Here is a 22,652-nt window from a genome sequence, read left to right on the forward strand (position 1 = left end):
CTTCCGCACCGCATCATCTATCGCGGGACGAGGGGAAGTCGCGGTGTGCTTGGGGCGGGCACGCCATCTGCATCACCAGCCGACCGGCCAGCATTCGTCATGACCGTTTTCCGCCTGAAGCAGCTCACTGCCAATTCCGCCCATATGGTTGCCGGCGCGATTCGCTGGAACTACGACCGCGCCGAACTGATCGCCGACGGCATCGTTCATGGCCTTGGCGTCTTCGCCGGCCTGATCGCCCTGACGGTGCTGATCGTGCTGACGGCCGTCTTCGCCACGACCACCGAGATTGTCACCGTCTCGATCTATGCCGCGGGGCTGCTCGCGATGCTCGGCTTCTCCGCCGCGTACAATATGTGGCCGGTGTCGCCGCGAAAATGGTTCCTGCGCCGCTTCGATCATTCGGCGATCTACCTCCTCATCGCTGCAACCTATACGCCGTTCCTCGCGCAGATGGAGAATGGCTGGCTCGCCGCGGGCCTGCTCGCATTCGTGTGGAGCGTTGCCGCTGCCGGCATCGTCATCAAGCTGCGCTATCCCGGCCGCTTCGACGGGCTTGCGGTGGTGCTCTATCTCGCGCTCGGCTGGAGCGGCATGATGGCCTATGACGCCGTGTTCACGCCGCTGCCGCCGATGACCATGTGGTTCGTCGCCGCCGGTGGCACGCTCTATACGCTCGGCGTCATCTTCCACGCCTGGCGCCGCCTGCGATTCCAGAATGCCATCTGGCACGCATTTGTCCTGCTTGGCGCCGCATGCCACTATACCGCGGTGCTCGACATGGTGCTGAGCACCGCGGCGTAAGCCGTCAAGAAAATGCAGGGAGTGAAGGCATGCAGGTGGGCGGCAAGATCGTGGTCGTGACCGGCGGCGCCAATGGCATCGGTCAGGCGTTGTGCGAGACGTTCCACAAGGCCGGGGCAAAGAAAGTCGTCGTCGTCGATCTCGATGGCGAGCGCGCCAAAGCAGTGGCCGACGGCATCGGCGGTGCGTCATTCAAATGCGACGTCGGCCGCGAGAACGATATCAAGCATGTGATCGACGAGACCGAGCGCCAGTTCGGGCCGATCGACCTGTTCTGCTCCAATGCCGGCATCGGTGGCGGTTTCGATCCGATGAGCCCGAACGCCGGCGGCACGAGTGACGAGCCGTGGATGAAGAGCTGGGCAATCCATGTGATGGCCCATGTCTATGCCGCGCGTCATCTGGTGCCGCTGATGAAGGAGCGGGGCGGCGGCTATTTCCTCAACACGATTTCTGCTGCCGGCCTGTTGTCGCAGGTCGGCAGCCCCGCTTATTCGACGACGAAGCATGCGGCGGTCGGTTTCGCTGAAAATCTCGCCATCTCGCATCGCGCCCATGGCATCAAGGTCTCGATCCTGTGCCCGCAGGGGGTCGATACCAATATGCTGAAGAATATCCCGAAGGGCCCGCAGTCGAATGACGGCAACCTGTCTCCCGAACAGGTGGCTGCGGATGCGCTGGCCGGGATCGAGGCGGAGACGTTCCTGATCCTGCCGCACAAGCAGGTCATCGATTACATGCGGAAGAAGACGGAGAATTACGATCGCTGGATCGGGGGGATGGCGAAGATCCAGGCCAAGATGCGGGAAGAATTCGGGAAGTAAGAGAGCGCGCGCAAAGCTCTCCCACAACTTGTCATCACCCGCGAAAGCGGGTGATCCAGTAGACACCGGATTCTCGATTCAATCGCTGCTGTCAGTGTTTACTCGATCGCCCGGTCAAGCCGGGCGACGACAATGGAGCGTAGTGGTTACTCCGCCGCTTCCAGCCGTGGCGGCTTCGGGCGTTCCACCGGCACCGGCGGGTCGTAGCACTGGATCGGCGGCAGGTTGCCGGTGAATTTCTCCACCTGCACCACCGTCAATTGGCCCGTGCATCCCTGCGCCAGGCTCGACGTACCCACATCGCGCGTCAGAACATTCGGATTGCCGTGCACGCAGAGCGGCTTGTCTTCGTTGACGTCTTCGGGGTCGTAATAGGCGCCGGTCGGCAATTGTACCACGCCGGCCATCACATCCTCGGTGACGACCACCGAGGCGAGACACGCGCCGCGTTCGTTGAACAGCCTGATGATATCGCCATCCCTGATCTCGCGTGCCTCCGCGTCGACCGGATGCATCCGCGCCACTTCGCGTCCGCGGCGCTTCTCGGCGGCGCTGTGGCCGCCGAAATCGAGCTGGCTGTGCAGGCGCGAGGCCGGCTGGTTGGCGACCAGATGCAGCGGTGTCTCCGCCGTCGGCACGTCGAGGGGAGGCAGCCAGGTCGGATGGCCCGGGCAGTCCGCATAGTTGAAGCCGGCGATGGTGGCGGAGAAGATCTCCACCTTGCCGCTCGGTGTCGGCAGCGGGTTCGCGTTGGGATCGGTGACGAAAGCGCGCAGTGTGCCGCCGTCGAGCGGCTTCTGCGGCAGCAGGATTTCACCGTTCTTCCAGAAGGTTTCGAAATCCGGCGCCTCCAGCCCCTTGGCGGCAAGTCCGGCGCGGGTCGGCTCATACAGATGCGCGAGCCATTCGCGCGCGGTGCGGCCTTCGGTGAAGGCCTGGCCGGCGCCGAGGCGCTCCGCCAGTCCCGAAAAGATATCGTAATCGTTGCGCGCCTCGCCGAATGGCTCGGCCATCCGATGCATTGCGACCATCAGATTGTCGGTCTGCGCGCTGCCGATATCCTCGCGCTCCAGCGACATGGTGACGGGCAGCACGATATCCGCATGGCGCGCCGTGCCCGTCCATGCCAGCTCGTGCACCACCAGCGTATCGATCTTGGCGAAAGCGCTGCGCAGGCGGTTGATGTCCTGATGATGGTGGAACGGATTGCCGCCGGCCCAATAGACCAGCTTGATGTCCGGATAGGTCATCCGCTTGCCGTTATAGTCGAACGGCTGGTTCGGATTGAGCAGCATGTCGGAGATGCGCGCCACCGGGATAAAATCGGCGACACCGTTCTTGCCCTGCGGCAGGCCGGCGATCGGCACGTCATTGTAGCGGCGTCCGTAATTGGCGATGGCGCCCAGCGCGTAGCCGAAGCCACCGCCGGGCAGGCCGATCTGACCCAGCATGGTCGCCAGCACCGCCGACATCCACACCGGCTGCTCGCCATGACGCGCCCGCTGCAGCGAATGCGCCACGGTGAACAGCACGCGCTTGCCGGGCAGTCTTCGCGCGAGCTTGAGGATGGTGTCTGCGGAGAGGCCGGTGATCGGTGCCGCCCAGGCCGCGTCCTTCGGCTGGCCGTCGCTGCGGCCCATCAGATATTTTTCGAATTCATCGAAGCCGACGCTGCAGCGATCGATGAAGGCGCGGTCATGGGTGCCGTCCATCACCAGCGTATGCGCCAACGCCAGCATCAGCGCGACGTCGCTGCCCGGCGTCGCCTGCAGCCAGTCCTGATTGACCTCGTCGGGCAGGTCGGTCTTCAGCGGCGAGACCAGCACGAATTCGCCGCCGCGCTTGCTCACCGCGATCATGTCGCCATGTTCGGTGTGCTTGCTGATGCCGCCGCCGGCGACGCGCGAGTTCTTGGTATTCATGCCGCCGAAGGCGACGACGAGATCGGTGTGCTCGACCACTTCATCCCAGCCGATATTGCGGCGGGTCATGTCCTCGTAGTCGCCGAGGATGCGCGGGATGATGACGGTGGAGGCGCCGGCCGAATAGGAGTTCACCGAGCGCACATAGCCGCCGAGCGCAAAGTTCAGGAAGCGATGTACCTGGCTCTGCGCGTGATGGAAACGGCCCGCGCTGGACCAGCCATAGGAACCGCCGAACACCGCCTGCGGGCCGTGCTGATCCCTGACGCGCTTCAGCTCGCCGGCGAGCAGATCGAGTACTTCGTCCCACTCCATTTCGACAAAGCCGTCGCGGCCGCGCCGGTCGCTCGGGCCCGGTCCGTGTTCGAGCCAGCCGCGACGGACCATCGGCTTGGCGATGCGCGCCTTGTGACGCAGCGCCTCGGGGAAATTCTGGATGATCGGATTTGGATCGGGATCGATCGGATGCGGCGAGATCACGAGCTGGTCGCCCACCCACTCGCCTGAAAAGGCGCCCCAATGCGAGGAGTGGGTCATCTTGCCTTGCGGCCTGATCGTGCGCTTGTTCGCCTGCGTCATGCGTTCCAATCCGTCATGGCATCGTCATCAATGCTTTTGTCCATAAAGCACGGGAACCGCGGAGTCGACGACCACCTCGACAAGGCTGACGCCTGGATGCTGCAGACTATGCTGGAAAGCCTTTTCAAGTTCCGAAGAGGTGCCGACGCGTGCGGCATGCACGCCCATTCCTTCGGCAATTTTGACAAAATCTATTCCGGGCAGATCGAGACCCGGAACGTTTCTCACCTGCATCACCTGGCTGAAAGAGCGCATCGCGCCGTAGCCGGAATTATTGATGACGACCACGGTGAGCGGCAGCTTGCGCTGGGCAGCGGTCCACAACGCCTGGATTGAATACATCGCCGAGCCGTCGCCGATCAGGCAGACCGTGCGGCGGCCGGGATGCGCGAGGGCCATGCCGACCGAGGCCGGAAGCGACCAGCCGAGACCACCCGATGACATCGTGTAGAACGAATTGGCGCCGCGCATCGGCAGATATTTGTGCATCGCCGGGCGATGCGAGGGCGCTTCTTCCACCAGCATCGCATCCGCCGGCATCGCCTGCGAAAGCGTATGTAGCAGATAGTCGACCGGGATTGGATCGGCGGCGGCGGGCGCCGGCGGCAGCACGCGACCCTTCGCGATGTTTCGTTGTGTTTCCGGCAACAGAGTGCGCAGCATCGTCAGCGCCGGCTTCATGGTCGCGACGATGCTGGTGCCGATCGGGGCGACGGCCGCGGAGTCTGCATCGTCCGTGATCTGGAAGATGGCCGTGCTGCCATCGAAGATCGGCGCATGGCCTTCCACATGGAAGGTGAAGACCGGTGCGCCGATAACCACGACGAGATCGTGCTCCTTCAACGCATCGGAGAGCTGGGCAGGCGAGGCGTGCAGGAAGCCGTGGAATTGCGGATGCCGTTCCGGAAAACTGCAGCGTGCCGAGAATGGCGCGACCCATACTGCCGCCTTCGCCTTCTCGGCTACCGCGACCATCTCATCCACGCAGCCGGCGCGATCCACACCGGGACCGACGACGAGAGCGGGATTCTTGCTGTTGCCGAGAGCAGTCACGAGTTGCTGCATCGCTTCCGGCTCCGGCCCGATTTCGCGGCTCACATGCCGCGCTTCGATGAGATCGGCTGGATGCGTCCAGTCGTCGATCGGCACCGACACGAAAGTCGGCCCGCAAGGCGGTTGCATCGCGACATAATAGGCGCGTGCGATCGCCGCCGGCACGTCCTCGGCGCGGGCGGGTTCGACGCTGTATTTCACATAAGGCCGCGGAAATTCGGACGCGCGGTCGGCGTAAAGAAAAGCCTGCAGCGGCAGGATGCTGCGTGCCTGCTGGCCGGCGGTGATCACCATCGGCGTCTGGTTGCGATGCGCGGTGTAGATATTGCCGAGCGCATGGCCGACGCCGGCGGCGGAATGCAGATTGACGAAGGCCGCATTGCGGGTCGCCTGCGCATAGCCGTCGGCCATGCCGACCACCGAGGCCTCCTGCAGGCCGAGCACGTAATCGATGTCATCCGGCCAGTCGGACAGAAACGGCAGTTCGGTAGAGCCGGGATTGCCGAACACTTTGGCGATGCCAAAACCGCGCAGCAGATGCAGCGTGGCGTCCTTGACGGTGGTGGATTTGGATTTCGGAGTGTGGGCCAAGGCGATTTCCTCACGGGTCGGGCAGTTTTCCTGCCGTGTCTTGTTGACTCATCAACGGCTGAAAGCCGGGGAGAGTCAACTGTGAGGAGGGATGAGAAAGACGGCGCTCCACTTCTCCCTCCCCCAAGCGGTGCAGCCGCGCAGCGGGGAGGACGGATTGAAGCGAGCGTTCAGCGAGATTCAAGACGGGTGGGGTGCTTCTCCAAGCTCGATGTCACGTGGGGCCCCACCCGACCGCGCTACGCGCGGCCACCCTCCCCACAGGGGGGAGGGATGATCGGAGCTTCACCGCCTACTTCTTTTCAAATGCCGCGATCAGCCGCTCCAACTGTTCGCGCTCACCTTCCGCTTTCTCCCCCGGATCAAACAACACATTCCGGAGCAGATAGTACTCCGTCTCCTCCTCGATCCGCCCGCGCTTCATCACCCGTGCATAGACCCGCGAATAGCGTCGGCGCAGTTCGGAGAGGGAGGGAATGTCGTGTAGCCGGAGTTCGCTGTCGAATTTGGCGACTTCCATGGGCGTGAATTGCAGCGACATGTCCATGCAGTCGCTGATGGCGTCGTGCAGTGCTGCGGGCGTCATCGTCTGTGCGTCGATCAGCAGCTTTTCGGCAGGCCGATATTTTCCCGCGAAGAAGGACAGGAATGCCTTCAATCTGATGTCGTCGATATCGGTCTGGTCCGGCATGTTAATTCCCCGCGCCACTACTCCATCCCTCATCCTGAGGAGCGCGCTTCTCGCGCGCGTCTCGAAGGATGGCCGCAAGCTCGGCGCCAGGCCAGCTCATGGTTCGAGACGCGCGCAAAGGCGCGCTCCTCACCATGAGGGGGGGAGTGGGTAGCGGCAAGCCTACCAGCTCGCCGTCGCCTTCATCGTCGGTGCGCCCTTGTCATTGGCGGTCCAGACTTCGAGCCCGCCATCGATCTCGTTCGCGTTCACCGTGAAATCGGCAGCATCGAACAGCGGCGACACGCCGCGATAGCTGAACTTCGCCGGCGCTTTGCCGCCCTTGAGCTTCGCCGCGAATTCCACCAGCAGCGCCGCCTGCAGCGGGCCGTGAAAGACGAGGCCGGGATAGAACTCGACCTTGGTGACATAGTCGCGGTCGTAATGGATGCGGTGGCCGTTGAAGGTCAGCGCGGAATAGCGGAACAGCAGCACGGGATCGGCATAATGCGTTTCCTGATGCTTCGCCTGCGGCACTTCCTTGGGCGCGGGAGCCGGCGGCGCCATGCTGGTCGGCATGGCGCGATAGACGATGTCCTGCCGCTCGCGGATGGCGATGCCGCGCGGCGTGGTGATGACATGTTCGACATTGACGAAGCACAGCGTGCCGGTGGAGCCGGTCTTCACATTCACATCGAGGATCTTCGATGATCGCGTCACCTCGTCACCCACGCGGAGCGGTGCGATGAACTGCACCTCGCCACCGGCCCACATGCGGCGCGGCAGCGGCACCGGCGGCAGGAACCCGCCGCGGGCCGGATGGCCGTCCGGGCCGAGCTTGTCCATGGCGGCGACCGGCTGCGCGAGGCACCAATGGGTGGTGAAGGGCGCGGCGTCACCAACCTTCGGCGTGCCGATGTCCAGAAACAATGTGGCGCGCAGGCCCTTCACGAGCTGCGCGGTGATGACGTCGGATTGCTCGTCGGTGCGGCCGATCCACTGCCTGAGATGATCGATGTCGAGTGTGTCGGTCATGTTGCGATCTCCACTTATTTCTGCACGTCGCCGATGCCGGGCACCGCGCCATATTTGCGTTCCGCATCCACCCAGATCGCACCGGGGGCGGGATAGGCGACCGGGCCGTTCGGCGTGTCCACGGTGATGCGGCGCAGATGCGGATGTTTTGACAGGTCCGCCATGGTGTTCACTTCGGCGAAGGCGATGTCCGCATCGCTCAGGCGTTTCAGCAACTCCTCGCGGGTCAGCGAGCCAAAGATATCGCCGACCATCTTGTCGGTATAATCGCGATTGTGCACGCGCTCGACATTGTTGGTCATCTTCGCGTCGGTCGCGAGATCGGCATTGCCCAGCACCTTCGCGCACAGGATCTTCCATTCGCGCTCGCTCTGGATCGAGATCAGGATGCCCTTGCCTTCCCGTGAATTGAACACGCCATAGGGCGCGATGGAAGGATGGGCGAGGCCCATGCGCTTCGGCTCCTTGCCGTTCTCGGCATTGAGCAGCGGCACCGCGAGCCAGTCCGCCATCACGTCGAACATCGAGATGCGGATGTCGGCGCCTTCGCCCGATACGCTGCGCCCGATCAGCGCTTCGAGGATCGCCGCATGGGCGGTTGCGCCGGTGGCGACATCGACGATGGAGACGCCGACGCGCGACGGACCTTCGGGGCCGCCGGTGATCGACGCCAGCCCGCTCTCGGCCTGGATCAGGAGGTCATAAGCCTTGCGATGCGCATAGGGGCCGCTGTCGCCATAGCCGGTGATGGTGGCGCAGATCAGCCGCGGATAATCCTTGCGTAGGCGCTCCAGCGTGAAGCCGAGCTTGTCCATGGAGCCGGGCTTGAGATTCTGGATCAGCACGTCGGCGGTGGCGATCAGTTCTTCCAGCTGCTGACGGCCTTCGGGTGTGGCGAGGTCGACGACGACGGAATCCTTACCGCGGTTGAGCCAGACGAAATAGCTGCTCTGGCCTTTCGCGGCGGCGTCGTAGCCGCGGGCGAAGTCGCCTTCCGGTCGCTCGATCTTGATCACATGGGCGCCGGCGTCCGCCAGGCGCGAACTACAATAGGGCGCCGCCACGGCCTGTTCGACAGCGACGACGGTGAGACCTTTGAGCGGCAGCATGAATGTTCTCCGGTTCACCTCTCCCCCCGCGCGAAGCGAAGCTTCGCTAGAGGGGAGAGGTCGCGCGCACTTGCGCGCGGGTGAGGGGTCTTTGTGACGGAGCGTGTGGCGCCCCCTCACCCGCCGCTAAGAAGCGGCGACCTCTCCCCTCTAGCGAAGCTTCGCTTCGCGCGGGGGGGGGGGAGGTGAAACAAGAAGCTCAATACGACCTTGGCATCCCGAGCACATGCTCGGCCACGAACGACAAAATCAAATTGGTCGAGATCGGCGCCACCTGATACAGCCGCGTCTCGCGGAATTTGCGTTCGACATCGTATTCCTCGGCGAAGCCGAAGCCGCCATGGGTCTGGATACAGGCATTGGCCGCCTCGAACGACGCATCGGCCGCCAGCATCTTGGCCATATTGGCCTCGGCGCCGCATTCCAGGCCGGCTTCATACTTGCGCAGCGCTTCCTTCACCATCAGCTCGGCCGCGCGCATGTTCGCGTAGGCCTTGGCGATCGGGAACTGAATGCCCTGGTTCTGGCCGATCGGACGGCCGAACACCTGGCGCTCCTTGGCGTAGGCTGACGCCTTGGCGATGAACCATTTTGCATCGCCGACGCATTCGCTCGCGATCAGGATGCGCTCGGCATTCATGCCGGAGAGGATATAGCGGAAGCCCTTGCCCTCTTCGCCGATCAGGTTTTCCTTCGGCACCTTCATGTCGGTGAAGAACACTTCGGTGGTCGCATGATTCATCATCGTGCGGATCGGGCGGATTTCGAGGCCCTTCTTCTTGGCCTCCTTCATGTCGACCAGGAACACCGACAGACCGTCGGTGCGCTTTGCGGCCTGTTCCTTCGGCGTGGTGCGGGCGAGCAGCACCATCAGGTCGGAATATTCGGCGCGGCTGGTCCAGATCTTCTGGCCGTTGACGACGTAGTCGCCGTTGTCGTCCTTCTTCGCCACCGTCTTCAATGAGGATGTGTCGGTGCCCGAGGTCGGCTCGGTGACGCCGAAGGCCTGCAGGCGGACTTCGCCGGTGGCGATCTTCGGCAGCCACTTGGCTTTTTGCTCGTCATTGCCATGACGCAGCACCGTGCCCATCGTGTACATCTGGGCATGGCAGCCGCCGCCATTGCAGCCGGCGCGCTGGATCTCTTCCAGGATCGCTGCTGCCGCCGACAGCTTCAGGCCTGAGCCGCCATACTCCTCGGGGATCAGCACCGAGAGGTAACCCGCTTCCGTCAGCGCATCGACAAAGGCCTTGGGATAGGCCATTTCGCGATCGAGCTTGCGCCAGTATTCGCCGGGAAACTGCGCGCAAAGCTTGGCGACGGCGTCGCGGATATCAGCAAATTCGTCCGCTTCAGCGGCAGCATGTTTCGTCAAGGAGGCTTCTCTTCTTGAGGGGAAATTACGTAATCCTGACCGGCTGCGAAATTCTCGGCCTTACGTAATTCTGACCGGAAGATGCTCGTAGCCTTTGACGAAGCTCGAATACACGCGCTTGGGTTCCCCCACAACTTCGATGTTTTCGAACCGTTTCAGTATTTCCTCCCAAACGATCTTCAATTGCAACTCCGCCAGGCGCATGCCCACGCAGCGGTGTATGCCGAAACCGAATGACAAATGGATCTTGGGCCGTTTGCGGTCGATGATGAATTCGTTCGGCCGCTCGATGACTTCGTCGTCGCGGTTGCCGGAGACATACCACATGACGACGCGGTCGCCCTTCTTGATTTCCTTTCCGCCCAGATTGGTATCCTGCAGTGCTGTCCGGCGCATATGCGCCAGCGGCGTCTGCCAGCGGATCACTTCGGGCACCATGGTTTCGATCAGCGCCGGATTGTCGCGGAGCTTCTGATACTGGTCGGGATTCTCGTTGAGCGCGAGCACCGAGCCGGTCATCGTGTTGCGGGTGGTGTCGTTACCGCCGACAATGAGCAGGATCATGTTGCCCATCAGGTTGTCGGGATCCATGAAGCGCGTCGCGTCGCTATGCGCCATCATGGAAATCAGGTCGTTCCGTGGTTCGGAATTTACCCGCTCATTCCAGAGAGTCTGGAAATAGGCGAAGCACTCGTTCATCTCCCGGCGGCGCTCTTCTTCGGACGAGACGATGCCGCTCTTGGGCAGCGCGGTGGCGACATCCGACCAGCGCGTCAGCTTGCGGCGCTGCTCGAACGGGAAGTCGAACAGGGTCGCCAGCATCTGTGTGGTCAGTTCGATGGAAACGCGATCGACCCAGTCGAAGGTTTCGTTGCGGGGCAGGCCGTCCAGCACCTTGCAGGTACGCGTGCGAATGAGCTTTGCCAGTTCGTCGAGATGTTCGGGGGTGAACATCGGCGTCACGGTCTTGCGCTGCGGCGTGTGCTTCGGCTCGTCCATGGAGATGAAGCTCGGCCAGCTATAGCCTTCGGGCTCGTCACGAATGCCGATGCCACCGAGCTTTGAGTCCGACGAGAAGATGCCGTGGCTGGTGTCCACCTTCATGATGTCGTTGTACTTGGTCACCGACCAGTAGGGTTCGATGGGCGCATTGGTGCAGTAATGCACCGGCTCCTCGGCGCGCAGGCGCTCGAAGAACGGCCACAGCGTATCGGTCGCGAACAGCTTCGGTGCGCCTGGATGGAAATCCTTTAGCGGCATCGAATAGGCCAGCTCGCGCGCGATGCGGTCGCGGGTCGCTTTATCGGGATCGATACGGTTCTGGATGTTCATGGCGGCGGCTCTCTCGCGTGTCGTGTGAATGGATTAGCTGGGGATACGGACGGGCAGCGTCTCGTAGCCCTTCACGAAGCTGGAAAAGACCCGGTGCGGCTCCTCCACGACCTCGATGCGCTCAAAGCGTTTCATGATTTCCTCCCACACGATCTTCAATTGCAGTTCGGCAAGGCGCAGGCCCACGCAGCGGTGGATGCCGAATCCGAAGGAAAGGTGGCGATTGGGCCGTTCGCGGTCGATGATGAACTCGTCCGGTCGCTCGATCATCTCCTCGTCGCGATTGCCGGAGACGTACCACATGACGACCTTGTCGCCCTTCTTGATCTGCTTGCCGCCGAGCTCGGTATCGGCGATCGCCGTGCGTCGCATATGCGCGAGCGGTGTCTGCCAGCGGATGATCTCCGGCACCATGCTGTCGATCAGCGCGTGATTGGCGCGCAGCTTGTCGTACTGCTCCGGAAACTGGTTCAGCGCATAGACGCCGCCGGACATGGAATTGCGTGTGGTGTCGTTGCCGCCGACGATCAGCAGAATGATGTTGCCGAGAAAATTCTCCGGATCGAGATTCCGGGTGGCTTCGCTATGCGCCATCATCGACAGCAGGTCGCTCTTCGGCGGCGCGCTCATGCGCTCCTGAAACAGCCGGCCGAAATATTCGCCGCATTCGCGCAGTTCCTTCTGGCGCTGTTCTTCGGCCTCCGCTGTCGGCGGCAGCATGGTGGCGACGTCGGACCAATGGGTGAGCTTGCGGCGGTCTTCCCACGGGAAGTCGAACAGGGTCGCCAGCATCTGTGTGGTCAGTTCGATCGAGACGCGGTCGACCCAGTCGAAGGTCTCGTTGCGGGGCAGGGAGTCCAGCACCCGCGCGGTGCGCTCGCGGATCATCCCCGACAGTTCGTCCATGTGGTGGGGCGCGAACATCGGCGCCACGGTTTTGCGCTGGGCGCTGTGATGCGGCGGATCTGTGGCGATGAACATGGGCCGGCGAAATTTCACGGGGGCATCGCGAATGGTGATGCCGCCGAAAGCCGCGGCAGACGAGTAGGTGGCGTGATTGGTTTCCACCGACATGATGTCGTTGTATTTCGTCACCGACCAATACGGCCCGAACATGCTGTCCTTGCAGTAATGCACCGGGTCTTCGCGGCGGAGCCGTTCGAAATAGGGCCAGAACGTATCGTCGCGGAACAGTTCGGGATTGCCGGGATCGAAATCTTCGAGCGGCGTCGCGTAAGCGGCCTCGCGCGCGTGGCGCTGGCGCAGCGCATGATCGGATTCGAGCTTGCGTTCGGTCTCAATTGTCCCGTGCATGACAATCCCCGGTTTCGTTTCGTCCCTGGTGCACACCGTCTTGCGTCGCGGTGTCTTTATTGCGTCCAATTAGATGCCGGAATGCCGAACGACGCAAGTACGGCTACAACTTTCGGACGAACCGAGATGGTTGATTTGCCAATGTATTTGCTGTCTTCAATGGGACAAACACGCGCATCGCGCGCAATAATATCGACGTGACCGGAGGCTGTCCCATGATCCCGAACGCCCAACCCATGTTCAACTTCGATCTCGGCGAGACCGCGGAAGCGATCCGCGAGACGGTGCGCGATTTCGCGCAGAACGAGATCGCGCCGCGCGCCGAGGCCATCGACAAGAGCAACCAGTTCCCGATCGATCTGTGGCCGAAGCTCGGTGATCTCGGCCTGCATGGCATCACCGTGGAGGAAGAATATGGCGGGGCCGGGCTCGGCTATCTCGAACATGTCATCGCCATGGAGGAGGTTTCGCGCGCGTCCGCATCGGTAGGCCTGTCCTATGGCGCGCATTCCAATCTCTGCATCAATCAGCTTCGCCGTAACGGCAATGACGCGCAGAAGCGCAAATATCTGCCGGGGCTGATTTCCGGCGAGCATGTCGGCTCATTGGCGATGTCGGAGCCCGGCGCCGGCTCGGACGTGGTGTCGATGAAGACACGCGCCGACAAGAAGGGTGATCGCTACGTCCTCAACGGCAGCAAGTTCTGGATCACCAATGGCCCGGTGGCGCAGACGCTGATCGTCTATGCCAAGACCGATCCCGATGGTGGCCCGCGCGGCATCACCGCTTTTATCGTCGAGAAGGGGATGAAGGGATTTTCGACCGCGCAAAAACTCGACAAGCTCGGCATGCGCGGCTCGGATACGTCCGAGCTGGTTTTCGTCGATTGCGAAGTGCCGGAAGAGAACGTGCTGGGGCAGGTCGGCAAGGGCGTCAACGTGTTGATGTCCGGCCTCGATTACGAACGCGCGGTGCTGGCGGCCGGGCCGCTGGGCATCATGCAGGCCTGCATGGATGTCGTGATGCCCTATGTCCACGAGCGCAAGCAGTTCGGCGAGCCGATCGGCAACTTCCAGCTCGTGCAGGGCAAGGTGGCGGACATGTATGTGACCATGAACGCCTCGCGCGCTTACGTCTATGCGGTGGCGAAAGCTTGCGACCGCGGCGAGACCACGCGCGAGGATGCCGCCGGCGCCATCCTCTATGCCGCCGAACGCGCCACGCAATGTGCGCTGGATGCGATCCAGCTGCTCGGCGGCAATGGGTACATCAACGACTATCCGACCGGGCGGCTTCTGCGCGACGCCAAGCTGTACGAGATCGGCGCGGGGACGAGCGAGATCCGCCGCATGCTGATCGGGCGTGAGCTGTTTGCGAAGAGCGGCTAGGGGCGACGCGCGCGTCCTCCTGGGGCGCTCGCGATAGCGAGCGAACCCGGAACCTCGAAGTGAGGATCACCTCCCTCCTCGCGCGAGGGCAGAGGTGACCGCCACTGCAGGATGCCGGGCTTCGCCCCGCCGCCGGCGGCGCCGGTTCGTCCCCGGAATGACGCAGCATGTCGTTCCTGTTTTGTTCTTGACAATATTCCTCTCATTGCCCTATATCCCTCCCGTCTTGTTCGCGAGGGGCGCTCTCATGAGGCGTCTTTGAGCGGGACAGGATGCGGCGCCTGCGGGCGGGGGAGGACGTATCCCTCGCACTCGGGAGGCCTGGGGTCACCGTCCGGGCCCACTACGGGGCTCTGCCGCTTGCGGCTGGACGGGTGCGGATGACGGCTGGCGAAAGCCGGTCCGATGGCAGGGCACCTGCCAGCTTCCAGTACCCGGAAGCACGGTCCCTCGGCCAAAAACCGTCGCGGTGGCACGCCGTCAGGCGTTGCGCGGCTCAGGTTTGCCGGCGATCCGGCAGGCAGGAGCAGCGTCAGAAACCACCCCTCGCGCCTGGCGGCGTGCCGCCTCCTCTCATGTCTTCGAGGGGAGACCTGCTCACACCTCGGACGCGCAAGCGCCGCGAGAATGCGAGCGCATGATTTCAGACATCACGGGGCTGTTTGACATGTTGATCAGGATGTCACGCCCGCGCAGCGCGTGATCTGCCTCTCCATTCAGAGAGAGAAGCAAGCATGCCGTTGTTCCGACACATCCATCGTGCCACATTTGCGCGGTCATACTGGATCACCGCAACCGGGCAGGATTTTCATGTCGTTTCGCCTCGCCGCCATTGCCGCTCTATCGATTGCCTCAGCCGCTATCGTCACGCCGTCTCACGCCGCCAGATGTGGCGGCGATTTTCAGGGCTTTGTCGCGCAGATGTCGCAAGAGGCGGCCGCAGCCGGCATTTCACAGGGCGTGATCCAGCAGGCTTTTGCCGGCGTCACCCAGGACCAGGCGGTGCTGTCCTTCGATCGCCGCCAGCGCGGCACCTTCAACAAGACCTTCGAGCAATATGTGGCGACGCGCGTCGGTGCCGGGCGCATCAAGATGGGCCTGCAGATGATGCAGCGTCATGCCTCGCTGCTGTCGCGTATCGAACAGCGTTTCGGCGTGCCGCCGCAGATCGTGGTGGCGATCTGGGGTCTGGAGTCGGATTTCGGCAAGGGCGACCTCGGCAAGATGCCGGTGATCCGGACGCTCACCACCATGGCGCATGACTGCCGCCGTACCGAACTGTTCCAGGGAGAGTTGCTGGCGGCGCTGAAGATTCTGCAGCGCGGGGACCTGCCGCAGTCGGATCTTGTCGGCGCCTATGCCGGCGAAATCGGACAGACGCAATTCCTGCCGTCGAGCTACATCAAATATGGCGTCGATTTCGACGGCAACGGCCATGTCGATCTCCGGCACTCCGTGCCGGACGTTCTGGCCTCGACTGCGAACCTCCTGAAGACCGCGGGCTTCAAGAACGGTCAGCCTTATGGTGAAGGCACTGCCAATTTCGAGGCCATGCGCGAATGGAACAGGGCCACGATCTATCGCAAGACCATCGGCTACTTCGCCGATCGCCTCGCGGCCGGCGGTTGATCAAGCAGCTGTTTTTTTCTTGCGCGGCCAATTACTTGGCATCGCATGTGATCGCCTGGCGAACGCGCCGGCGTGCCGTGGTTAAGGAAAGGTTGCTTCTGCTCCTTCATCCTTTCCCAACCACGGTGTGGATTATCGCGTGCCAGTGAGACTCCGTTAAGCCTCGCGGTCGCAATTTGCGGCTTCATTGGAACGGCAGATCTGCGGGATGACAGCGATCAAACTCAGCCTATGGAAACGCGCCGTACAGCCAGTGGGGATGCCTCCATGCTGAACGTACCGACGCTGCTCACGGTGTTCGACGTCAATTTTCTCGCGTTGGGAGTGGTGTGGACCTATGTGGCCCGCAGCTATCCCAACCTGCCGTCGGCCCGCTACTGGGCCGCGGCGGCGTTCATTGCAGCCGTCGGTATGGCGATCTCGCTGTTGCGCACGTTCGGAGTCCCTCCGATTGTCCCGATCGTCGTCGGCAACGGGCTGCTGCTGCTCGCCACCAGCCTTGCCGTGATGGGCGTCAGCCGTTTCTACGACCGTCCGCCAGGCTGGCGGCTGCAATTTGCGCTGATCGGTACTGGCGTCGCCGGCCTCGTGCTCTTCACGATTTGGCACGACAGCATCGCCATGCGTATCGCCATCTATGCGGCAGTGCAGTCGATCTCGGTTGCCGGCACGATTCCGCTGACATTGACACGCAGCAATGGCCGTCGCACCGCCGGCGGCTGGCTGTCAGCCACGCTCGCCGTGCTGGTGATCGTAACCCATGTGGTCCGCTCTTTGTGCGGTCTTCTGGAGTCGGGCGGCTCGATCGGCTTCGTCGAGCTGAACGAGGTGCAGGCCGTGCTTCTGCTGGTGCTGGTCTTCCTCACGATGTCTTGGAATTTCGGATTCCTCGTGATGGCCATCGACCGCCTGCGCGACGAGGTTGCCGAGCTCGCGCTGGTGGACGATCTCACCGGCGTCGCCAATCGTCGTCATCTCGTGCAGCGCCTTGCGGAAGAATGCGCGCTCGCGCATCGCACGCAAAAGCCGTTTGCGCTGCTGGCGATCGATCTCGATGGCTTCAAGGAAATCAATGACGGTCACGGCCATGCGGCCGGCGACGATTGCCTGCGTCACTTTACGCTGATGACCCAGAGCAAGCTGCGCCCCGGCGATCTGCTGGCGCGCTCCGGCGGCGACGAGTTCTGTGTCGTATTGCCGTCGACGACGCTGTCCGAAGCCGCATCGATCGCGCATCGTATTCTCGATGCCTGCCGCGCCGATGCGGCCGCCTGCATGCCTGGCGAAGCTCAGATCGCGGCCTCCATCGGCGTCGCGCAATGGGGGACGCGGATCGGCCAGTATCCGGAACGCTTGATCGCCGCCGCTGATCAGGCGCTTTATGTGGCGAAGAACGACGGCAAGAACCGCTATGCCGTCTACGAGACCGACTCGCCGTCGATGGCGCCGGATTTCGACATGGATGCCATGATCGAGCGGGCCCGCATCAGCGCCGCATGAGGCCGGGTCCGATCCAATAGAGGCATCAGTTCATCGCCTTGTCGTGGGTAATGTCGATCAATGCGCCGGGAAAGCGCACCGGGCGGCCATGGCGATCGAGCGTGCAACTGCCGCGGGCCAACACCCAGTGGATTCGGTCGTTTCGGATCAGCCGGTACTCGCATTCGAAAATGCCGCCGAGCCGCATGGAGGATGCGACCGCAGCCTGCAAGCGTGCGATATCGTCGGGATGAATGGCGTGGAGATAGTGCTCATTGGGCATGCCGCGCGCTGCGCGTTCCGGGTCCACACCGAAGAAATTGGCCGCGCTGGCATCGAGATGGTTGCGGTTGTTGCTGATGTCCCAGTCCCAGATCCCGGCGATCAGTTCGCGTGCCGCCAGCTTGCGCGCCATCGGCAATTCGAATGCATCGTCTTCGGCGGCGGATTTGTAGGCCTCGGCAGCCGCCAGGCGGAGAATGTAGGACAGGAATTCGTGCTTGCGCTCCCGCGCAAAGCTGGCGATGTCCAGGCATACGTCCCCTAACGGTCGCCGCATTGTCAGCCCCACGTCCTGTGTTTGTCTGAAGTTCGCCCCGGCAGCAAAAACATACCGCGATCGCAGGCCAGTTCAATGTTCGCCAAGCGATTTCCCGATGCGCGACGCCTCGATAAGGCGCGACGCGATGCCGCTTGCGTCGCCTGTTGAACGCTCCCATGTGAGTGCCATGTCGAACGAACGCACCTTCACACAATCCAAAGGTCCACGGGCCGCTGCGGCCGGCCATGGTCCGATCATCGATCAGGACGGGCGCGAAATCCGTCCCGACGAACTCGGTTTCGGCGGGCAAGGGTTTAACGGGCAGGGATTCCGCTTCGATCTGGGGCAGGGTGGCGCCAATCCGTTTCAGCCGCTGACGCGTGAACAGCGCATTGCGCAGCTGGAGGCCATTGCGCAGCTGCTCGATGTGGCATTCATCGTTCCGGGAACCAAGATTCGCTACGGCATCGACGGTCTGATCGGCCTTATCCCGGTCGTAGGCGACATTATCACAACGGCCATCTCGCTATGGCTGGTGCGCGAAGCGCGCGCGCTCGGCGCTCCGTGGCACATCACGGCGCGGATGTTGGGCAATGTCGCGATCGATGGTGCGGTGGGCATCGTGCCGTTTGTCGGCGATGCGTTCGACGTCATGTTCCGCGCCAATGTCCGCAACGTCAAAATGCTGCGGAACTGGCTGGATAAGCAGCCGAGACTCTGAGGCCGATATTCGCCCGGTCTCGGCGCAGGGGCGCGTCGGATTGATTTACGCCGCGTCGGCGTCGTTCGTCTCTTCCGGGCGTGCACGACGCTCGAGCGGGAAGTGCTCGCTTTCATAGAGGGTGCGGATGCCGCGCTGGTCGAAACGGGCTTCATCAACCTGCAGATAGGCGCCGTTCAGCGAATCTGCCGGCAGCTCCTCCATTGCGAATTGAACCGCAGCTGCAGCCGTATCGAAACGACGATAGGCGAAACCCGCACGCTTCTTCTTGCGGATCGCAGCGGGAAAGAGTTCTGCGGAGGCATTGTAGCTGAATGCTGCCATGGTGGGGGACCTCATCTGTTACGCAACGAAAATGGCTGTCACTCGCGAGGCGGCCAACTTTGACGGCCGGGCCGAGGCGGACAAGATGTCAGGACAGGTTCGTATATAAGCACGTTTCGCGGGAAAGCGACACCCGGAACTGCGCATGGCACAGCTCGCACAGGTAAAGGTAATCGTGTAATAATCGTTTATTCGCAGTAGTTTAGGTGAAGTTGAGCTGCGGGCGTTAAGCCTGCCGGTTCTCAGCATGTTCGATCATTGGCCGGTCGTGTCCGGCAGCGGCACGACCTTGAGCGGCGTGGTATAGGGTTCCACGCGCAGTGCGTCATTGGAAAACAGCCCAATCTGGCGCAGCGGGGCCTGTTCGAGCGCGCCGGCCTCTGCTTTACGGACGCCATATTGCCAGGCGGTCAGCGTGCCCTTCTCCGCGAGGTGCTTGGCAACGCCACCGGCATTCTTCGCATCGAAAGTCGCGAGCTGATCGTCGTCAAGACCGATAACGATCTCGTCCTTTGCGGTGATCACCTTGAACAACGAGACTTTCGAAGTCGCGAATGCAGGATGCGACACCACGCTCTCAAGAATGAGACCCGCAAGTGCGATACCAAGCAGCAGACGGTTGGAGCGGACAGACATCGGATTTCAGTTTCTTGGGATTTCTTGTGCTTAACGTCGTGCATGCCGAAACGGCATGGGCAGATTGAAGGCAGTGATCGGGGTTCAGGACAGAAGCGCCCCACGTCTCCTTTGGGTGACGCGGGGCGAACATGTCTTTCAATGATGTGTACTTAGTTACTTCGGCTGCAGTTTCAAGGCAGCGGAGTTGATGCAGTATCGCAACCCGGTGGGGCCGGGACCATCGTTGAACACGTGTCCGAGATGTCCATCGCACTTGGAACACAGCACTTCCGTGCGGATCATGCCGTGGCTGTAGTCCTGTTCTTCATCGACATGACTTTCTCGTGATGGCTGCGTGAAGCTCGGCCAGCCGCAGCCAGAATCGAATTTCGCATCCGACTCGAACAGCGTCTGTCCGCAGCCCGCGCAGACATAGGTGCCTGGCGTTTCGGTGAACTCGTATTCTCCACTGAACGGCCGCTCGGTCGCCTTCTCGCGCAGGATCGCATACTGCATCGGCGTAAGCTGGGCCCGCCATTCGGCTTCGCTTCTGACAATCTTGTCAGCAGTGGATTTGGTATCGGACATCATGCCTCCAGTTCGACCGCTCAGTGCGGAGCCACGTCAGTTCGTGGCCTTTGCCGCATTCACCAGTGTCGGCTTCTCGATGAAATTCCCGGCGAAGATCTTCTTGAGATTCTCGATCTTCGGCAGGTCGTTGTAGACGATATAGGGTTGATTGGGGTGAAGCGTCAGGTAGTCCTGATGGTAGGCCTCGGCTGGATAGAATGCCTGCAACATCCCCAGTTTGGTGACGATCGGCTTCTTGTAGACTTTGGCCGCATTCAGCTGAGCGATATAGGCTTCCGCAACCTTCTTCTGTTCCGGCGTGGTGGCGAAGATTTCCGAGCGATACTGGGTGCCGGTGTCCGGGCCCTGGCGGTTCAGCTGGGTCGGATCATGAGCGACCGAGAAATAGATCTGGAGGATCTTGCCGTAGCTGATCTGCTTCGGGTCGTATTTGATCTCGACGGCCTCGGCATGGCCTGTGGAGCCGGAGCTCACGGCGTTATAATTGGCGTTTGCCTTGCTGCCACCAGAATAGCCTGACACAGCGCTGACCACGCCGCCCGTATGCTGGTAGACGCCCTGCACGCCCCAGAAACAACCGCCCGCGATCACGGCGGTCTGGATGCCATCCGCCGCCTGCGCATCCGTGGCGGGAGCGGGAATGACCACGGCCTCTTCGGATGCAAAGGTTGGCGTAGCCAGAGCGGAACTGGCGGCAAGGGCGCCGGCCACGGCGGCGAACGTGAGACGGCTGAACAGAGAGCGCATAGCGGATCCTCTTGGTGTCGTGTGCCGGTATCGGCAGTCTAGCCCGACGGCACCGGCTGGCAATGGTCAGCGCGATGGGCGGTCACTGGAGATACGAACACCGGCCGGGCGCGTTACAGGCTGTGGCACACGGTTTCGTGAGACACTCTATCCTCAATCCGCATTGGCAAGAGATGGAGACCAGTAGGCGGCCGGACAATGAAAAAGCCGCGAGACGGGCGTCTCGCGGCTTCGTCGGATGGGAAACGTCGACGGGTCTTACGGGCAGGCGTAACGCATGCCGTTCTTGTTGAGATAGGTGCCCGAGGCTGGATCATAGGATCGATAGCGCTGCGCGCAGTAGGCATGGTTCTGTTGCTGCTGGGCGGCCTGCGCCTGACTGGCTGCAATGGCGCCGCCGATGATGGCGCCTGCGGCAAGGCCGCCGATGACGGCGCCGGCACTCGGGCCGCGGCGATAGCCGCCGTGATAACCGTGATGATGGTAATGGCGGCGATAATACTGCACCTGCTCGACGGCCGGGGCGTTATGGCTCACAGCGGCCTGGCTGATCGCGCTCTGGGTCATCAAAGGCGCGGACGCGGCGGGAGCCGCGAACGACACGGCGGTCATGCCGGCAAGAACGACGGCGGCGGCGGACTTCATCAATCGCATTTCGACTCCTGCATGGAAGGTGAGAAGTGAGATCAACGTCTTAAGGACGCGACGGTTTCAGGGCAAAGACATTTAGTTCCTGCGGCATTCGCGCGCAGTTCGCGCGGTGGTGGTCATACCACGATGCTCAATCGCTTGGCGGCGCGCGTGATGCCCGTATAGAGCCATCGCGCGCGGCTGTCCTGGAACGCAAAGCTCTCGTCGAACAGCACCACATCGTCCCATTGCGAGCCCTGGCTCTTGTGCACGGTGAGCACATAGCCGTAGTCGAATTCGTCGTAGGGCTTGCGCTGCTCCCACGGCAGCGTCTCGACACCGCCGGTGAAGCAATCGGCACGCACGGAGACCTTCGTGACCTTCCCGCCAAAATCCTCATCCGGCATGATGCGCATGGTGACGATGGCAGACTTCGACGTCGCCCGGGCACGCACGCGCCATAGGCCGCCGTTAAAGAGCGCCTTCTTGCGGTTGTTGCGCAGACAGACGAGTTTATCGTCGGCAACGGGCAGGGGGTCGGTGAGGCCGAGCTTTTCGCGCACGCGCATATTGTAGGCGCGGCGCGTATTGTTGCGGCCGACCAGCACCTGGTCCGCCGCCATCACCCGCTCCGGATCGAGCGATTTTCGCGAAACGACCTCGCTGTCGCCGAAGGTGCCGAGCGAGAGCGGCCGGCCTTCGCGCACATCCATCGACATGCGCACGATCGGATCGTGTTCTGCCTGGCGATGTACCTCGGTGAGCATCGCGTCCGGCTCGCTCGCGGTGAAGAAACCGCCGCCCTGGATTGGCGGCAGCTGCGCGGGATCGCCGAGCACCAGCAGCGGACAGTCGAAGGAAAGCAGGTCGCGGCCGAGCTCGGCGTCCACCATCGAACATTCATCGACGATGATCAGCTTGGCCTTGGACGCCGGTGCGTCGTCCCAGAGTTCGAAATTCGGCGTTTCCTCGCCGCTCTCGCGGGCGCGATAGATCAACGAATGGATGGTTGAGGCCTCGTGGCAGCCCTTGTTGCGCATCACCAGCGCCGCCTTGCCGGTGAAGGCGGCGAATTTCACATCGCCATCGACGCCCTCGGCGATATGACGTGCCAGCGTGGTCTTGCCGGTGCCGGCGAAGCCGAACAAGCGGAAGACCTGCGGTGTGCTGCCAGTACCGGGCTTGGCTTTCAGCCAAGCGCCTACGGCTTTCAGCGCGGCATCCTGATGCGGGGTGAAACTGGTCATGGTATCTCGGAAGGGGCGCGACGGATCCGGCCGCGACTCAAACCCAGAAGCTAACCATTCGGGCAGCGGGTGCAAGCGCGTCGGTTCCGGCGGCAATATGCCCGTCCTGACGGCTTGCCCGGACGCCTG

At 62.4% G+C, this 22,652-nt stretch carries 21 protein-coding genes; 6 read left to right on the top strand and 15 right to left on the bottom strand.

Annotation, left to right across the window (positions count from 1 at the left end):
- The first annotated feature begins 99 nt into the window (after positions 1–99).
- Complete coding sequence (trhA, locus tag E0H22_RS07440; RefSeq protein WP_233025011.1) at positions 100–804, top strand: PAQR family membrane homeostasis protein TrhA; 705 nt, start codon at positions 100–102, stop codon at positions 802–804.
- A gap of 29 nt (positions 805–833) precedes the next feature.
- Positions 834–1,628 (top strand): SDR family oxidoreductase, encoded by a 795-nt coding sequence (locus tag E0H22_RS07445; RefSeq protein ID WP_233025012.1) that lies wholly within the window; start codon positions 834–836, stop codon positions 1,626–1,628.
- A 146-nt stretch (positions 1,629–1,774) separates the two neighbouring features.
- Here the strand turns inward: E0H22_RS07445 and E0H22_RS07450 are convergent, their stop codons facing one another.
- The 8 genes from E0H22_RS07450 to E0H22_RS07485 form a co-directional block, all read right to left on the bottom strand.
- Entirely contained in the window at positions 1,775–4,129 is a 2,355-nt protein-coding gene (locus E0H22_RS07450) for a molybdopterin guanine dinucleotide-containing S/N-oxide reductase (protein ID WP_233025013.1), read from the bottom strand.
- Positions 4,130–4,156: 27 nt separating this feature from the next.
- Positions 4,157–5,773 carry a benzoylformate decarboxylase gene (gene mdlC, locus E0H22_RS07455; protein ID WP_233025014.1) on the bottom strand — a complete coding sequence of 539 codons (1,617 nt, stop codon included), beginning with the start codon at positions 5,771–5,773 and terminating at the stop codon, positions 4,157–4,159.
- A gap of 292 nt (positions 5,774–6,065) precedes the next feature.
- Entirely contained in the window at positions 6,066–6,431 is a 366-nt protein-coding gene (locus E0H22_RS07460; protein WP_233025015.1) for a hypothetical protein, read from the bottom strand.
- Positions 6,432–6,626: 195 nt separating this feature from the next.
- Positions 6,627–7,478: an HTD2 family dehydratase gene (locus tag E0H22_RS07465; RefSeq protein WP_233025016.1), complete on the bottom strand. Its 852-nt coding sequence runs from the start codon at positions 7,476–7,478 to the stop codon at positions 6,627–6,629.
- Between the two features lie 14 nt (positions 7,479–7,492).
- Complete coding sequence (locus E0H22_RS07470; RefSeq protein WP_233025017.1) at positions 7,493–8,587, bottom strand: CaiB/BaiF CoA transferase family protein; 1,095 nt, start codon at positions 8,585–8,587, stop codon at positions 7,493–7,495.
- 199 nt (positions 8,588–8,786) lie between these two features.
- A complete protein-coding gene (locus tag E0H22_RS07475) occupies positions 8,787–9,962 on the bottom strand; it encodes an acyl-CoA dehydrogenase family protein (RefSeq protein ID WP_233025018.1) in 1,176 nt (391 codons plus the stop codon).
- Positions 9,963–10,022: 60 nt separating this feature from the next.
- On the bottom strand, positions 10,023–11,294 hold the full coding sequence (locus tag E0H22_RS07480; RefSeq protein WP_233025019.1) for a cytochrome P450: 1,272 nt from the start codon (positions 11,292–11,294) through the stop codon (positions 10,023–10,025).
- Positions 11,295–11,327: 33 nt separating this feature from the next.
- Entirely contained in the window at positions 11,328–12,608 is a 1,281-nt protein-coding gene (locus E0H22_RS07485; RefSeq protein ID WP_233025020.1) for a cytochrome P450, read from the bottom strand.
- A 215-nt stretch (positions 12,609–12,823) separates the two neighbouring features.
- On the opposite strand from E0H22_RS07485, the gene E0H22_RS07490 reads away from it, so the two are divergent.
- The 3 genes from E0H22_RS07490 (at position 12,824) to E0H22_RS07500 (ending at position 17,125) form a co-directional block, all read left to right on the top strand.
- Positions 12,824–13,996 (top strand): isovaleryl-CoA dehydrogenase, encoded by a 1,173-nt coding sequence (locus tag E0H22_RS07490; RefSeq protein ID WP_233025021.1) that lies wholly within the window; start codon positions 12,824–12,826, stop codon positions 13,994–13,996.
- Between the two features lie 810 nt (positions 13,997–14,806).
- A complete protein-coding gene (locus E0H22_RS07495) occupies positions 14,807–15,625 on the top strand; it encodes a lytic murein transglycosylase (protein WP_233025022.1) in 819 nt (272 codons plus the stop codon).
- Positions 15,626–15,892: 267 nt separating this feature from the next.
- On the top strand, positions 15,893–17,125 hold the full coding sequence (locus E0H22_RS07500; RefSeq protein WP_233025023.1) for a GGDEF domain-containing protein: 1,233 nt from the start codon (positions 15,893–15,895) through the stop codon (positions 17,123–17,125).
- 25 nt (positions 17,126–17,150) lie between these two features.
- Here the strand turns inward: E0H22_RS07500 and E0H22_RS07505 are convergent, their stop codons facing one another.
- Positions 17,151–17,663: a PAS domain-containing protein gene (locus E0H22_RS07505; RefSeq protein ID WP_233025024.1), complete on the bottom strand. Its 513-nt coding sequence runs from the start codon at positions 17,661–17,663 to the stop codon at positions 17,151–17,153.
- 169 nt (positions 17,664–17,832) lie between these two features.
- On the opposite strand from E0H22_RS07505, the gene E0H22_RS07510 reads away from it, so the two are divergent.
- Positions 17,833–18,366 carry a DUF4112 domain-containing protein gene (locus E0H22_RS07510; RefSeq protein WP_233025025.1) on the top strand — a complete coding sequence of 178 codons (534 nt, stop codon included), beginning with the start codon at positions 17,833–17,835 and terminating at the stop codon, positions 18,364–18,366.
- Between the two features lie 45 nt (positions 18,367–18,411).
- On the opposite strand, the gene E0H22_RS07515 is transcribed toward E0H22_RS07510, so the two are convergent.
- From E0H22_RS07515 to E0H22_RS07540, 6 genes are all read right to left on the bottom strand, one after another.
- Positions 18,412–18,690, bottom strand: coding sequence for a hypothetical protein (locus E0H22_RS07515; RefSeq protein ID WP_233025026.1), 279 nt, complete (start codon positions 18,688–18,690; stop codon positions 18,412–18,414).
- Between the two features lie 255 nt (positions 18,691–18,945).
- Entirely contained in the window at positions 18,946–19,326 is a 381-nt protein-coding gene (locus E0H22_RS07520) for a hypothetical protein (protein WP_233025027.1), read from the bottom strand.
- 156 nt (positions 19,327–19,482) lie between these two features.
- The gene (gene msrB / locus E0H22_RS07525; RefSeq protein WP_233025028.1) at positions 19,483–19,896 is read right to left on the bottom strand and encodes a peptide-methionine (R)-S-oxide reductase MsrB; all 414 of its coding nucleotides are present in this window, start codon (positions 19,894–19,896) and stop codon (positions 19,483–19,485) included.
- A 36-nt stretch (positions 19,897–19,932) separates the two neighbouring features.
- Positions 19,933–20,646 carry a peptide-methionine (S)-S-oxide reductase MsrA gene (gene msrA, locus E0H22_RS07530; protein WP_233025029.1) on the bottom strand — a complete coding sequence of 238 codons (714 nt, stop codon included), beginning with the start codon at positions 20,644–20,646 and terminating at the stop codon, positions 19,933–19,935.
- 258 nt (positions 20,647–20,904) lie between these two features.
- Positions 20,905–21,300 (bottom strand): BA14K family protein, encoded by a 396-nt coding sequence (locus E0H22_RS07535; protein ID WP_233025030.1) that lies wholly within the window; start codon positions 21,298–21,300, stop codon positions 20,905–20,907.
- 113 nt (positions 21,301–21,413) lie between these two features.
- A complete protein-coding gene (locus E0H22_RS07540; protein ID WP_233025031.1) occupies positions 21,414–22,523 on the bottom strand; it encodes an ATP-dependent DNA helicase in 1,110 nt (369 codons plus the stop codon).
- Between the last annotated feature and the right edge of the window lie 129 nt (positions 22,524–22,652).

It is taken from the genome of Rhodopseudomonas boonkerdii, assembly GCF_021184025.1.
GTDB lineage: Bacteria > Pseudomonadota > Alphaproteobacteria > Rhizobiales > Xanthobacteraceae > Tardiphaga > Tardiphaga boonkerdii.

What these genes read in the sequence shown, in the direction of transcription:
- E0H22_RS07485 (WP_233025020.1), bottom strand. Translation starts at nt 12,608, where the DNA reads ATGCACGGGACAATTGAGACCGAACGCAAGCTCGAATCCGATCATGCG.
- msrB (WP_233025028.1), bottom strand. Translation starts at nt 19,896, where the DNA reads ATGTCCGATACCAAATCCACTGCTGACAAGATTGTCAGAAGCGAAGCC.
- E0H22_RS07520 (WP_233025027.1), bottom strand. Translation starts at nt 19,326, where the DNA reads ATGTCTGTCCGCTCCAACCGTCTGCTGCTTGGTATCGCACTTGCGGGT.
- msrA (WP_233025029.1), bottom strand. Translation starts at nt 20,646, where the DNA reads ATGCGCTCTCTGTTCAGCCGTCTCACGTTCGCCGCCGTGGCCGGCGCC.
- E0H22_RS07535 (WP_233025030.1), bottom strand. Translation starts at nt 21,300, where the DNA reads ATGCGATTGATGAAGTCCGCCGCCGCCGTCGTTCTTGCCGGCATGACC.
- E0H22_RS07515 (WP_233025026.1), bottom strand. Translation starts at nt 18,690, where the DNA reads ATGGCAGCATTCAGCTACAATGCCTCCGCAGAACTCTTTCCCGCTGCG.
- E0H22_RS07445 (WP_233025012.1), top strand. Translation starts at nt 834, where the DNA reads ATGCAGGTGGGCGGCAAGATCGTGGTCGTGACCGGCGGCGCCAATGGC.
- E0H22_RS07470 (WP_233025017.1), bottom strand. Translation starts at nt 8,587, where the DNA reads ATGCTGCCGCTCAAAGGTCTCACCGTCGTCGCTGTCGAACAGGCCGTG.
- E0H22_RS07500 (WP_233025023.1), top strand. Translation starts at nt 15,893, where the DNA reads ATGCTGAACGTACCGACGCTGCTCACGGTGTTCGACGTCAATTTTCTC.
- E0H22_RS07540 (WP_233025031.1), bottom strand. Translation starts at nt 22,523, where the DNA reads ATGACCAGTTTCACCCCGCATCAGGATGCCGCGCTGAAAGCCGTAGGC.
- E0H22_RS07450 (WP_233025013.1), bottom strand. Translation starts at nt 4,129, where the DNA reads ATGACGCAGGCGAACAAGCGCACGATCAGGCCGCAAGGCAAGATGACC.
- E0H22_RS07480 (WP_233025019.1), bottom strand. Translation starts at nt 11,294, where the DNA reads ATGAACATCCAGAACCGTATCGATCCCGATAAAGCGACCCGCGACCGC.
- E0H22_RS07495 (WP_233025022.1), top strand. Translation starts at nt 14,807, where the DNA reads ATGTCGTTTCGCCTCGCCGCCATTGCCGCTCTATCGATTGCCTCAGCC.
- E0H22_RS07490 (WP_233025021.1), top strand. Translation starts at nt 12,824, where the DNA reads ATGATCCCGAACGCCCAACCCATGTTCAACTTCGATCTCGGCGAGACC.
- trhA (WP_233025011.1), top strand. Translation starts at nt 100, where the DNA reads ATGACCGTTTTCCGCCTGAAGCAGCTCACTGCCAATTCCGCCCATATG.
- E0H22_RS07505 (WP_233025024.1), bottom strand. Translation starts at nt 17,663, where the DNA reads ATGCGGCGACCGTTAGGGGACGTATGCCTGGACATCGCCAGCTTTGCG.
- E0H22_RS07465 (WP_233025016.1), bottom strand. Translation starts at nt 7,478, where the DNA reads ATGACCGACACACTCGACATCGATCATCTCAGGCAGTGGATCGGCCGC.
- E0H22_RS07510 (WP_233025025.1), top strand. Translation starts at nt 17,833, where the DNA reads ATGTCGAACGAACGCACCTTCACACAATCCAAAGGTCCACGGGCCGCT.